This window comes from Vibrio sp. WZ-1, assembly GCF_052037695.1.
GTDB lineage: Bacteria > Pseudomonadota > Gammaproteobacteria > Enterobacterales > Vibrionaceae > Vibrio.
Genome location: NZ_JBQEQR010000074.1, coordinates 187482 through 201608, shown reverse-complemented (window position 1 = coordinate 201608; position 14127 = coordinate 187482). Strand labels below are relative to the sequence as shown.

The following is a 14127-nucleotide window of genomic DNA, read 5'->3' as shown; positions in this document are numbered from 1 at the left end:
AAATTTATTGCCTATTTCTACAAATATGCCCCTCTTGTGCTGGAACTGTAATCAGAACTCCAAGTATAGTGCGTTGGTAATGATTGGAGTGAAGCAATGAAGACACTAGCTGAGACAATGCAGCAATACGCCACTAAGTTTGGCCTAGATGATTTAGAGGGTATTAAAGAAACCGCGATTGATGGTGTGTGGTTTTATCGCAGCAGTAGAGGTAACAATCGTCAACCTTTCGTATATCAATCCGGTGTCATTGTTTTGGGGCAAGGGTATAAGAACATCCACATCGGGCAGACTCCAGTTCGCTATGGACCAGACGACTACTTGGTAGTTGGGGTTCCTATGCCGTTAGAGTGCGAAGCGATTGCAGTCGACAATGAACCGCTGCTTGGGATTTCCATTGATATCTCTCCAGCTATGTTGCAAAAACTCGTCAAAAAACTGGAATCACAACGGTTTAGTAATGTTTGTGAGGACTCGACTCGTTGTGGTCTAAAGTCAGTCCGTATGAATGAGCAGATGTTGGATGCGTGCAAGCGTTTGATGACTGCGTTATGCGACGAGCTGGAAGTGGCGATGCTTGGTGACATGTTATTGGAAGAAATTGTTTATCGAACGCTAGTAAGTGAGTCGGGACACGTTTTATTCGATCTGGCATACCAAGAAGGTTCATATGCCAGAGTAGCCAAAGCGCTTAATCGAGTTCATCAAGAGTATCATGAGCAGCTCAATGTACAGACGCTTGCCGAAGAGGCGAATATGAGCATATCAGCATTTCACCAAGCATTCAGAGCCGTTACTTTAGAATCCCCATTGCAGTACATTAAAAAAGTTCGACTGAATAAAGCACGAGAACTCATTCAGTTAGAAGGAAAAAGGGTAAATGATGCAGCTCGACTTGTTGGCTACAGTAGCCCGTCTCAGTTTAGCCGTGAGTACAAACGTCATTTCAATGAAACACCTAGAATGACCAAGTTACCAACAGAAAGTGCGGGCTGACTCTAGCAAATGTGGTGCAGCAGCGGTCAGTGAAAGTACGACTTTGTAGTATAGGGGGGATTGAACCTGTATTTTGACACTTGCCTGAACAGCTCTTTGTGTTTCGAAAAAGCAATCAACTCTATACCGCAAAGCATTGAAAAACGTTAAAAAGTGGCAAGGTAATCTGGAACGGGTACACCAAATTTAGAATTTTGTTCTACTTATTCAGCAGTTTGCGACGGATATATTTATTTGCACTTTAAAATTAGTTATTGGTGCAAAATAAGTTGCGTTTTGTTGCAGTGTTTTAGTGGTTTGTTGCGATGTGCTGTTGAAAATTTATAAATATTTAGTGTGAAAACCTGTCGTTGTACTTAAGTTATTTTACGTCGAAATAAAAGTAAAAGTGCGTTTTATGTGACGTGTTTACTATCGTATTAACAACAACTTAAGGAAGAGCACTATGCACCTTAGAACCGGGAAAGCGGCAAAGAGTGTATTCACACTCAGTACTTTGACTGCATCTTGTCTAATGGCATTCAACAGCTATGCAGCCGTTGACTGTAAACCTCTAGAAGCTTGGGATTCATCAAAAGTTTATAATGGTGGTGATCAAGTTCAGCACGAAAATAGCGCATATAAAGCGCGCTACTGGACGCAAAACAACAACCCAGCTCAATCAGGTGAATGGGGGGAGTGGGAGAACCTTGGCGCTTGTGATGGCGGCCCTGTTGATCCACCACTTAACGAAGTACCTACTGTTTCACTAACTTCTCCTTCTGCGTCGGCCTCTATCACAGCTGGTGACGTTGTTAACCTTGCCGCAGACGCTGCAGACACTGACGGCACAGTCAGCAAAGTTGAGTTCTTTGTTGACGGCGCACTGGTTGGCACATCAACCGCAGCACCTTTCACTGCTTCATGGACGGCGACAGAGGGTGTTCACGAGTTCTCAACTAAAGCTTATGACGACAAAAACGCAGCGAGCACAGTAAGTGCTGTTACGTTGACAGTCGCTGCTGGTCAACCCGGTAACGAAGCGCCAACGGTAGACGTAGCGCTATCAGCCACTTCTGTTGAGCTTGGCGGTACGGTAACGGTTTCTGCTACTGCGGCAGACGCGGATGGTACCGTTGCTAAAGTTGAGTTTTTTGCCGCAGGTGCACTGATTGGTACAGCGACCGCTGCGCCTTACGCTGTTGATTTCACTCCAGCAGCAGCTGGCTCGGTATCGATTTACGCTAAAGCGACTGACGATGCTGGCGCAACAACAGATTCTTCCCTTGTATCGCTATCAGTAAATGGCGGTGCAGTAACTTCAAACTGTCGTCCTGATGGCCTGTACCAAACAGCTGGTGTGGATGTTCCTTACTGTACGATTTACGACAAAGACGGTCGTGAATTGATGGGGGCCGATCACCCACGTCGTGTGATTGGTTACTTCACAAGCTGGCGTAGTGGTGATGATCCACAAGCGGCTTACCTTGTGAAAGACATTCCTTGGGATCAGCTAACTCACATTAACTACGCGTTTGTAAGCATCGGTTCAGACGGTAAAGTGAACGTTGGTGATGTGACTGATCCAACTAACCCTGCAACCGGTAAAACTTGGCCGGGTGTAGAAGTAGACCCGGCACTAGGCTTTAAAGGTCACTTCGGTGCACTTGCTACTTACAAGCAAAAGCATGACGTTAAAACGCTGATCTCGATTGGTGGTTGGGCTGAAACAGGTGGTCACTTCGGCACAGACGGTAATCGTGTTGCGGATGGTGGTTTCTACACGATGACAACCAACGCAGACGGTTCAATCAACCACGCAGGTATCGAGAAGTTTGCGACTTCTGCAGTTGAAATGATGCGTACCTACAAATTCGATGGTCTAGATATCGACTACGAGTACCCAACGTCGATGGCGGGTGCAGGTAACCCTTACGATAAAGACTTCATGGAACCACGCCGTCCATACCTATGGGCTTCTTACCAAGTGCTAATGAAGGTTCTACGTGAAAAACTGGATGCAGCATCTGCACAAGATGGGCATCACTACATGTTGACCATCGCAGCGCCTTCTTCGGGCTATCTACTGCGTGGTATGGAAACTTTCGATGTGACTAAGTACCTCGATTACGTCAACATCATGTCTTACGACTTACACGGTGCTTGGAATGATCACGTTGGTCACAATGCGGCACTGTTCGATACAGGTAAAGACTCTGAGCTTGCACAGTGGAATGTATATGGCACTGCGGCTTACGGCGGCATCGGCTACTTGAACACTGACTGGGCTTACCATTACTTCCGCGGTTCTATGCCTGCTGGTCGTATCAACATTGGTGTGCCTTACTACACCCGTGGTTGGCAAGGGGTAACAGGTGGTGAGAATGGTCTTTGGGGACGTGCGGCGCTACCGAATCAATCAGAGTGTGCTCCTGGTACTGGCGAAGGCGAGAAGAATAACTGTGGTCACGGCGCTCTAGGTATCGATAACATGTGGCATGATACCGATCCTAAGGGCAACGAAATGGGTGCAGGTTCTAACCCAATGTGGCATGCGAAGAACCTAGAGAAAGGCATTTGGGGTTCTTATGCTCAAGCTTACGGTTTAGATCCAGTCAACGATCCTACAGACCAATTGGTTGGCACATACACGCGTAACTACGACGATATTGCTGTTGCACCATGGCTTTGGAATGCAGAGAAGAGCGTATTCCTATCAACAGAAGACAAAGCGTCTGTTGAGGTGAAAGCTGACTACGTTATCGATAAAGAGATCGGCGGTATTATGTTCTGGGAGCTAGCCGGTGACTACAACTGTTACGTACTAGACGCGAACGGTAACCGTACGACGATTGATGCAACTGAACAGGCTTGTGCGGCGGGTAATGGTGAGTACCACATGGGTAACACTATGACTAAAGCGATTTATGACAAGTTTAAGTCTGCAACACCTTACGGTAACAAGATCGCGACAGGTGCTATCCCAACAGAAGCTGTTGATATCGCAGTGAGCGTTGGTGGCTTTAAAGTGGGTGACCAAAACTACCCAATCAACCCTAAGATCACGTTCACAAACAACACAGGTCAAGCGATTCCTGGTGGTACTGAATTCCAGTTCGATATTCCTGTATCGGCACCGGATAACGCGAAAGATCAGTCTGGTGGTGGCCTAAGCGTGATTGCTTCTGGACATACTCGTGCGAACAACATTGGTGGTTTGGATGGTGTAATGCACCGTGTATCTTTCTCGCTACCAGCATGGAAAGACCTACCAGCGGGCGGCACTTACGAGCTTGATATGGTTTACTACCTACCAATCTCTGGCCCTGCTAACTACACGGTGATTTCTGGTGGTAAAGAGTTTGCGTTCAAGTTTGAGCAACCAGACCTACCAATCGGTGACTTAAACGCTGGCACTGGTGGTGGCGGTGGTACTGAGCCTGGCACTTGTGACACAACAGGCCTTGTGACTTACCCAGACTTCCCACAAACGGACTGGCAAGGTAACCCAAGCCACGCTAACCAAGGTGATAAAGTGATTCACAATGGTGTGGTATACCAAGCAAACTGGTGGACAGCATCAGAGCCGGGTAGTGACGGTAGCTGGTCGACAGTATGTAACGTCTAATCCAGATTGAATGGATAACGAAAGCGCGCGATTTACATCGCGCGCTTTTTTATTGTGTGTGTTTGATATTATTGTGTTGCTTTGTGCTTTGGATGATTGTGCAAAGACGCTTGAATAAACGATCAGAACTCGTAACCTTCAGGAATAACCACGATCCCTTTTTCTGACACATGGAATCGTTTTGCGTCTTCGATTTTATTTATACCAATTTGTGTGTGAGGCGGGATACGAACGTGCTTATCGATAATACAACTCACAAGCTGACAGCCTTCACCTACCTCGACATCATCGAAAATAATACTGTCGACGACAGTTGCGCTATCTTGAATGCGCACGTTAGATGCGATGACAGAGTGCTGAACAGAGCCACCTGAATTGATGACACCGTTGGCAATGATTGAGTTAATGAAAATCCCTTCATTACCTGTTGCTGATGATACGGTTCTTGCTGGTGGGAATTGAGCTTCATAAGTACGAATTGCCCAGTTCGGTTGATATAAATTCATTGGTGGCACCGGCTCTAACAAATCCATATTGGCCTCGTAGAAGGAATCGATCGTACCTACATCTCGCCAATAGCAGTCTTTGTCTACACGGCCTTTGCTTCCGCAGAACTTATAAGCGTAAACGGATTGGGTATCGATGAGTTTAGGAATGATGTCTTTTCCGAAGTCGTGGCTTGAATCTTCAAGTTTCGCGTCTTCTTCTAGTGCTTCTTGTAGGACATCCATATTGAAGATGTAAATCCCCATGGATGCGAGACTCTTAGTTGGGTCATCAGGTAGAGTGGGTGGGTGTTCTGGTTTCTCGATAAACGATTCGACTAAGCCGTTTCCTTTAATAGCCATGACGCCAAATGCGGTGGCATCTTCTACGGGAACATCCATGCAAGCAACGGTTAGCTTTGCGCCGTTCTCTTTGTGTTCTTCAAGCATGGCTGCGTAGTCCATACGATAGATATGATCACCAGATAGAACAACGACGTATTTCGCATCATTACGAGATAGCAGCCACATGTTGTGGTATATGGCATCTGCGGTACCCTCGTACCATGCACCACCTTTGCGCATTTGGGGCGGAACAGCGGTGATGTACTCACCAAGTTCGGGATTGAAGACAGACCAACCATCACGCAAGTGCTTTTGTAGTGAGTGTGATTTGTATTGAGTTAACACTAAAATCTTCCTTAAACCTGAATGAAGACAGTTGGTTAGCGTAAAATCAATGATGCGGTATTTCCCACCAAATGGAACGGCTGGTTTGGCTCTATCGTCGGTAAGTGGGCTCAGCCTTGATCCCATACCGCCTGCTAAAATTACAGCGAGTGCGTCTTGCATAATGTTCCCTTTCCCTTATTTTACGTGGCTCGAAAGCAATATTCAGCCTGAGGAGTTAGCCAACTACAGTTGCTTTACGAGTGATGTTGTAGAGTGTCCTTTGTGCTTATATAACGTAGTACAAGATTCGAGCCATCGAATTTTATCAATGAAATCAATGCTCTTTTAGGGTGGGTGCGTGAGCGCTGCACTATATTAGGGAGTAAGGAAATATGGCGTGCACTGTATTGGTGAGGGCAGCAGGGTGATAATCGACTTAAAAATTGAGTTTACATTGTAAAGAGTTTTTAAAACAAAGAGATAGCGTAGATTGATAACAAAACAGGAGCTCAAAAGCTCCTGTTTGTTGAACTAAATGCAATCAAGGCTATGAAAGGCCGATAATATTGCCTTGCTCATCGAGATCCAAGTTCATAAATGCAGGTTTGTCTGGCAACCCAGGCATCGTCATTACGTTACCAGAGAGAGCGTAAACAAAGCCCGCACCTGCACATAAACGCAATTCACGAATTGGTACGGTAAAGCCACTTGGTGCGCCTTTTATTGCCGAATCCGTCGTGATTGATAGAGGTGTTTTCGCGACGCACACGGCTAAATCATCAAAGCCTAATTTTTCGAAGTGTGCTAATTGCTGTTTCGCTAGATCACTCATTTCAATATTTGAGGCACCATAACCGACTTCACACACCGCCATCAATTTTTCCTTTAAGGATTGCTCTTTGGTGTAAAGAGGCTTGAATTCAGTGGCCTGATCGCAAGTTGCCACTACGTGCTGTGCAAGCTCAATAGCGCCATCACCACCTTGACCAAATGCAGTACTGACCGCCACTCTTACTTCAGGATTAAAACGCTCGATTAACGCTTTTAGTTCTGCCAATTCTTGTTCTGAATCTTGTGGGAACTGGTTGATGGCAACAACTGCAGGGATTCCGTATTTATGCACGTTATTGACGTGCCATTTCAGGTTTTCGAAGCCAGCTTCAAGTGCAGCTTGGTCTGGGTTGAAAATAGAATCTGGAATTGCCATACCAGGGCGCAAATCGTAGTGACCTGAGTTTGCTTTCAAACCACGAAGGGTCGCGACAATTACAACGCAATCTGGTGCTCGGTTAGCAGCAGAAGCTTTGATGTTACAGGCTTTCTCAAACCCCATGTCAGAGCCGAAACCTGCCTCGGTGACAACGTAACTAGAAAGTTTCAATGCAATCTGGTCTGCTATGATGGAAGAGTTACCATGGGCTATATTTGCAAACGGGCCAGCGTGAATAAGCGTAGGGACACCTTCAAGTGTTTGCATCAACGTTGGTGCAATCGTCTCTTTTAGTGTAACTGCCATTGCACCAGCAACTTGCAAGTCTTCGGTTGTCACTGGGTTGCCATCTAGATCATACGCAACGACAATGCGACCAATACGCTGACGTAAGTCTTTAAGATCTTTCGCAAGGGCAAGGATAGCCATGAGCTCGGACGCGGCAGAAATATCAAAACCTTCTTCACGTTCGAAGCCGTTGATGGTTTTGCCTTCTTCGTTTAAACCGATCTTCACCATGCGCAGTGCACGGTCATTGTGGTCCATAACGCGCTTCCATGTGATTCGCTCAACATCGATTTTCAATGCTTTTAAACCAGTGCGTGCTTCAAATGCGCTGTAGCCTTCACGTTGCTCATGGTAAAGGCGAGCATCAAGTGCCGCTGAAGCTAAGTTATGTGCTGCTGTGACTGCATGAATATCACCAGTAAGGTGAAGGTTCAGCTCGTCCATGGGAGCGACTTGAGAGTAGCCGCCGCCAGCAGCGCCCCCTTTGACGCCAAAAACTGGCCCCATCGAAGGTTGACGAATACATGCGATTACCGATTGATTGATTTTAGATAGACCTTGGGATAGGCCGATTGTGGTTACGGTTTTGCCTTCGCCTAATGGGGTAGGCGTAATTGCAGTGACCAACACCAATTTACCATCTTGGTTAGCGTTTAAGCGTTCAAGACATTGGGGATGAACTTTAGCTTTGTGTTTTCCGTGTGTATCGAATTCGTGCGGCAAAAGACCAGCATTTGCTGCGACAGTAGCGATAGAAGACAACGGTGTGTTTCGGCAAATTTCAATATCAGACTGCATGGATACTCCAAAAAAATGGCTAACACGTGGCGTTCAACATCAAGCAATCGAAAGACTGTATTGTTGTTGCGCAAACGTTTGCGCGAGAATAATACTGGTTAAATAAGAGGTGTAAAGCAGTTCATGCGCCTTAGCGTGCTACATAATAACAAAAAACACTAAATACTGCGCTAGATCAAAACAAAAAGGTCACCAAACGGTGACCTTCGCATATTTTTCGCTCTAAGTGCCTGGTTCTTAGCGATCCCAGTAAGTCTCTTCTAGGCTGTCTTCGCGCTCAGGAAGCGCACGAGATAGGCGAGGAGAGTGCTGAGTTAGCACTTCGTAGCTTACGCGGTTAGCGTACTTACAAATCTGAGATAGAGAAGAGTAAGTTAGGCAGCGGACTTCGTGTTTTTCTGAGTTCGGCACCTCTTTCTGGTGGAAAGAGTTTGCTGCCATGTCGTGTAGAAGTGCAGACAATGCCGCATCACCTGCACCGTTAGTGTTCTTAATCTCAAGAGGGCCACCTAGATAAGGGCCAATATGAGAGTAAACTTTCATCGGTTGTTTACAGTCTTCTTTACGCATCGCACGACTGAATTCAAACTTATTGAACTCTTCGATAGAACCTTCAAGGATGTCATGCGTGGTTTCACGTTTCACTTGCTCTTCAGTGTACCCCGCCATGTAAAGACCATCAGGGCCTGCGGTACATAAAACAAGGTCAACCCACTCAAGCGCTTTATCCGCGGCTGCGAGTGGATCGGTTTCGCCGGTAAGTGCAGCACCTTCTTCTTCATTCATCGCGACCACAGACACATTTTCGCGAATGTATTCTTGCCACCACTCAGCATTGCCTTCGATTACGTATTTTGTACCTAGTGTTAGTACAACAGGGACATCGTGCTTCTTGGCAAAATCGATAGCTTTTTGCACCGCTTGAGGCATTTGGTCTTCTTTCTTTCCACGCATTAGGTAAGAAGATACAACTAGAGCAGACGCTTTCTTAAATACTTCTTCAGGAACACTTTCTGGAGACAGTTTGTTCATGTGACCTTCGTTAATCGCGAAAGTACGTTCACCGTCTTGAGAAATTAAGGTGTAGCAACGACCGATGGGACCATCTACGGTTTGTAAATGGTTCAGGTTCATACGTGAAGAGGTGCGACATAGGTAACGGTATGCGAATGAACCGACTTGGATGTTCTTAGACATGACACCAAGAAGTACTGATTTGCTGTCTGCAAGTACAGAGTAGTTGTGTAGTGTGTTACCGATTGTGTCACCAGGGTATTGGTGAGTGATCAGGCCTTGCTCTACCAACTCTTCATATAGTGCGTCTGCTTTGCTCTCTTCAAGAACGAGAGAGTGTCCTTTACTAAGGTTGTACTTTTCTAAAAACGCATCATCTACACGCGCTTCGATATCAACGATGGTTTGACCAACACCGACAATTGTTGGGCGGTACAGCTTTGGCGCCTGTCGAGTTTGGTGGACTAATGGATCTCGAGCGTGAGTTGGGAAGTAGTGTTTAGATTTACGCTGACCGGGAAACTTCATGCTTGTTCTTGATTGAGAAAAAAAGAGGCGGGATTGTATCACAAAATTCTGAAAAATCGTTGCGTTTTATTGCAAAGAAGTTCGCCCGCTGAAAAAAGCAGCGGGCTGATGTTTTTAGCACCGACTAGGGATTAATTTGTAGGAGTTACAGCCGGTTCGACGTAAGCCTTTGTTCCGTACAATGGAACGGTCGATAAGCTGTGCTTGAAGCTGCCTTCAGTTTCTTTAGTGGTGTAGGACAAGTAAAGCAGGGTTTGATTTTCCGGGTCGTAGATACGACGTACTTTCATCGTTTTAAAGAAGATGCTCTTCGATTTCTTAAACACCACTTCACCCGATTTGCTCTTATCGATCTTAGCAATCATCTCTGGGGTGATATCGCCGGTCTGACGACACGAAATGGAGCTGTCACTTGGATCTGACAAGCTCAGGTTTGCTTCTATCGACGCAATATGGCAAGTCACACCTGTCACTACTTCATCTTGTAGGTGACCGATCTTAATGTCTTTCATGGTGAACATTCCTAGCGATACATCACCGACTTCATTGTCGCCACATCCAGCTAAGACCGTTACCAAACCTAAAGCGAGCAAGCGTTTTTTCATTTTTTATCCCTTAAATAGGCTAGTTTATTGATTCAATTTATCAGACGCACACGATTAAAACAAAATTTGGCTTTACCTCAGGTGTTTAGCTATGTTTGTTACAGTCTTCATGCTAATGTACGGCAAACCAAAGCCTATGAGGTTGTTTTAAATGAACGAACAGCAGTTAACAGCCGTTAACAAAAAGAACGATTGGCTGTATAACTTGGTGGAAGTGGAATTCCCTACACCAGAAAGCATCAAGGGGCGTGAGCTCTATCTTGAAGCAAGTAAAGCGTGCGAATTTTCGCTTCTTGACTCGTCTTCTCTTCTCTCTAAAGCAACACAGACATCTGCTGAGAACATCTATTTAGTTGATTTTCATCGCTTGACGATTATGTTTGCCTTGCTTCAATCAAGTAGATGGGAATATAAAGAGCAACAAGACCTCATCATTGAGTTCCTTACCCAGATTATTTTGTCTTCGGAATATGAGCTGTATGTTGGTTTTCACGATGGAGAGCCAACAGCAGCAGCAATTGTCAGTCAGTATGAGAAGCAAACGTTAATATCCGATGTCGTCGTCTCTCAAAACTTAGACAAACAGAACTTTGTTGGTGATTTAGCTAAAAAACTAGCGGAATCAGACAAATTATATGAAACAATAATCGCTGAAACTTGATCCAAGTCGATATCTGTACATACAAGCAGACCTACTATATCGGCAAATTTTCCATTGGTTAGTTAGAAATGAAAAAGCGTTTAACGCGTTGGTTAGCTGTTATTTTATGGTTAGGGACAACCGCGGTAAGTGCTAGCAATGAAAACTCTTGGGATGTGAAGCGTATTTTGGTGCTTCACTCCTATGATCCATCTTATCAATGGACGAATGATATTCAGCACGGTATTGAAGAAGGCTTCGCGCAGGCCACTGGTGAAGTGAAGCTTTCGATAGAGTATCTCGACTCAAAACGCGTACATTCTCATGGTTACCTTCAGAGAATGGGCAATTATCTTCAAGTCAAATATGAAGGCTATCAATTTGATGGCGTCATTGTGTCGGATGATGCTGCCCTTCAGTTTATTAAAACATACTATCCTAATCCTGAGCGCAAGACTCCAATAGTTGCAGTCGGAATCAATAACTTAAAAGCGACATTAGCTAACGTTTCCACCAATGGCAGTGTGCTATATGAGGTTGATCGCATTGATGAAAATATCAATTTAATTATTAAGTTGCGCCCCAAAATCAAGAATCTTTACTATTTGGCTGATCGCAGCATAACAAGTGAACATATTCGTCAACGCGTAGTCGAGCATATGAACCATTTTCCACAAATCAACGTAGTGGAAATTCGTAATAGGACGTTGAGCGAGACCGCTGAGTTTTTGCAGCATATCTCACCGGATGATGCGGTATTGCTCACTCACTACAATACTGAGACAAACAAAGGTAAATACCACACTTACCAAGAAATATCTCATGTCATTGGTGCCTCAAGTGCTGCTCCTGTCTTTGTGTTTTGGGAGCACTATTTAGGCGAGCCGGGCATTCTTGGAGGTTATTTAAACCGCTCTAAAAACTTTGGATTTGAAGCTGCAGAAATGATGGCTGGTAAGGTCGGTTTGTCGCTCTTACCAACTCTAAAAGAGCAACCTGTTACTGAAGCGGTGCTTGATTATGTTGCAATAGAGAAGTACCGCATCAGCCGCTATTTGATACCGAAATCGGCAAAAATAATCAACAAACCAGCGCCGCTAATAACGATAAATTACAAAACCCTATTAGTTGTAGGTGCGATTATTGGTGTGCTCTCTTTAATTGTCGTGGTTCAGTTTATGGTTATTCGTCAACGAAAAGAAATTGACAGAAAGAACCGTAAAATAGTGGTTCTACAAAAAAGGACCTTGAGTGTTCAAAAAGAGATGATACACGTATTAGGTGAAGCGATTGAATCTCGTTCGGGAGAGACGGGTAACCACGTTAAGCGAGTTGCAAAACTATCTGCAAAATTGGCAGAGCTGTGCGGATTGAGTCATCGTGAAATAGAAATGATAGAGATCATTTCTCCAATGCACGACGTTGGGAAAATATCTGTTCCAGAGTCTATTTTGGATAAATGCGGGCCTCTCACTCCAGATGAATGGGAAGTGATGAAGCTTCACACTACGAAGGGATTTGATTTACTCAACACCAAAGAAGGTGATGTAACGAAACTAGCAGCAATTGTTGCTCATGAGCACCATGAACGCTGGGATGGAAATGGGTACCCGAACGGTCTTAGAGGTGAGAATATTCACCTATTTGCACGAATCACCGCAATTGTGGACGTCTTTGATGCACTGTTGAGTGAGCGCTGCTACAAGAGAGCATGGAGCATTCAAGAGGTTATTGAGCTGTTCGAAAAAGAAAGAGGGTGGCAGTTCGACCCATTTTTGTGCCAATTGCTATTGGATAATCTAGATGATTTTGTAGAAGTTCGAAATATGCATCCTGATTTTGAGAGCATCACCAGCCTTTCTACGGATAGAGATCTCACTAATTAAGGCTACAGAAAACAAATCGGTGATCTTGTCCAGAATTTTCCTAATTTTCACCACTAATTTACAGAAAATGCAAACTATATCGTTTAAAGATTTCTAAACTTAAATATCATGGGATTACATTTTTAGTAAAAATAATTAAGTCGATTTTGAATATCGGCAATAGAATCAGAAGTACATCTAAAGTTTATTATAACGAAAATGTACAGTGATTTTGGGAGAACGTCATGGCGATAAATAGTGTCAAATGTGTCATTTTCGATTGTGATGGCACATTGGTAGATAGCGAAAGGTTGTGTTGCCAAGCTTTGGTCAACGTTTTCAGTCACTACAACGTTGAAATCCCCTTCGATGACTGTGTCGCGCACTTTAAAGGTGGCAAGTTAGCTGATATTTTGAGTGATGCAAAACAACGTGCGGGATTGCGTGTTTCACTGGATGTTCTTGAACCACAGTATCGTGAACAAGTAAAAGAGCTATTTGTTCGTAATCTTGAGCCAATGCAAGGTGCTAAAGAGCTGATTGAATACTTAAACGACAAGGGGATTGAGTATTGTGTGGCTTCTAATGGCCCCAAAGACAAGATTGAATTTTCACTGGAGCTTACAGGGTTATTGCGAGCATTCAAAGGAAAGGTATTTTCAGCGTTTGATGCGAATAGTTGGAAGCCAGAGCCGGATCTTGTTCTTTACAGCGCAATGAATATGGGATTTCTTCCTAGCGAATGTCTGTACGTCGACGATACTCCCAAAGGGATTGAGGCAGGTTTGAACGCGGGAATCAAAACGGTTCAACTGTATAATGGCGCACCAATCAACCTAGTTGAAGACGAACGTGTCATTCGTGTGCACCATTTAGAAGAACTCAAAGAGCAAATTGTTTGTTTATGATCTAATGGCAAATTTTGCTGAGAGTGTGAATGTGCTTGAATTTCGATTGTATCAAAGGCGTTTGATGAAGGCACTGAACGGATGAAAAGTTTCTTGTGTGGAAGCCACATGCGGCACATGTAAACTTTTCTCCATCACTGGAAATAATATATTCGTCACCTTGGCAAAGGGGACAGTTTAGTTCTTCTAAATTATTCTTATATTCTTTTTTTTTCATAAAGTCACCAGCAGCAATTCAATGTTGACACTTCGAGAATAGCCCAATCAAAACGTATTTGAACGATCTTTGAACAAGAGTCTAATTTAATTGAGACTCACTTCAAAGTATATCATTCCGTTTGTGGTGCAGAATGTCATCTTGTTAATGTACAGTGAATTCTATTAATTGACGAATTCTTTGTGAAATGATCTACTTTCTCATTACGCCTTACAGCTATTTTCTAGTCTACAAAAGTGGAGTGACGCCACTTCAAGTTGATGCCGCTCCAAATCTAAGATTGGAAGATAACAA

The 14127-nt window shown here is 44.3% G+C and carries 9 protein-coding genes; 5 read left to right on the top strand and 4 right to left on the bottom strand.

The window, feature by feature from the left end; translation table 11 throughout:
* The first annotated feature begins 96 nt into the window (after positions 1 to 96).
* Positions 97 to 996, top strand: coding sequence for an AraC family transcriptional regulator (locus ACTS60_RS11065; RefSeq protein ID WP_252042792.1), 900 nt, complete (start codon positions 97 to 99; stop codon positions 994 to 996).
* Between the two features lie 445 nt (positions 997 to 1441).
* A complete protein-coding gene (locus tag ACTS60_RS11060) occupies positions 1442 to 4603 on the top strand; it encodes a chitinase C-terminal domain-containing protein (RefSeq protein ID WP_440888271.1) in 3162 nt (1053 codons plus the stop codon).
* Positions 4604 to 4725: 122 nt separating this feature from the next.
* Here ACTS60_RS11060 and glgC read toward each other — a convergent pair whose 3' ends face one another.
* From glgC to ACTS60_RS11040, 4 genes are all read right to left on the bottom strand, one after another.
* Positions 4726 to 5940, bottom strand: a complete 1215-nt coding sequence (glgC, locus tag ACTS60_RS11055) for a glucose-1-phosphate adenylyltransferase (RefSeq protein ID WP_440888270.1) — start codon at positions 5938 to 5940, stop codon at positions 4726 to 4728.
* A gap of 367 nt (positions 5941 to 6307) precedes the next feature.
* The gene (locus ACTS60_RS11050) at positions 6308 to 8056 is read right to left on the bottom strand and encodes a formate--tetrahydrofolate ligase (RefSeq protein ID WP_440888269.1); all 1749 of its coding nucleotides are present in this window, start codon (positions 8054 to 8056) and stop codon (positions 6308 to 6310) included.
* 237 nt (positions 8057 to 8293) lie between these two features.
* On the bottom strand, positions 8294 to 9598 hold the full coding sequence (locus ACTS60_RS11045; RefSeq protein WP_440888268.1) for an inosine/guanosine kinase: 1305 nt from the start codon (positions 9596 to 9598) through the stop codon (positions 8294 to 8296).
* A gap of 131 nt (positions 9599 to 9729) precedes the next feature.
* The gene (locus ACTS60_RS11040) at positions 9730 to 10203 is read right to left on the bottom strand and encodes a CreA family protein (RefSeq protein WP_440888267.1); all 474 of its coding nucleotides are present in this window, start codon (positions 10201 to 10203) and stop codon (positions 9730 to 9732) included.
* 151 nt (positions 10204 to 10354) lie between these two features.
* Here ACTS60_RS11040 and ACTS60_RS11035 point away from each other — a divergent pair, with 151 nt between their 5' ends.
* From ACTS60_RS11035 to ACTS60_RS11025, 3 genes are all read left to right on the top strand, one after another.
* A complete protein-coding gene (locus ACTS60_RS11035) occupies positions 10355 to 10864 on the top strand; it encodes a flavodoxin (protein WP_440888266.1) in 510 nt (169 codons plus the stop codon).
* A 68-nt stretch (positions 10865 to 10932) separates the two neighbouring features.
* Positions 10933 to 12729: an HD domain-containing phosphohydrolase gene (locus tag ACTS60_RS11030; RefSeq protein ID WP_440888265.1), complete on the top strand. Its 1797-nt coding sequence runs from the start codon at positions 10933 to 10935 to the stop codon at positions 12727 to 12729.
* Between the two features lie 224 nt (positions 12730 to 12953).
* On the top strand, positions 12954 to 13616 hold the full coding sequence (locus ACTS60_RS11025) for an HAD-IA family hydrolase (RefSeq protein WP_440888264.1): 663 nt from the start codon (positions 12954 to 12956) through the stop codon (positions 13614 to 13616).
* Positions 13617 to 14127 lie beyond the last annotated feature (511 nt).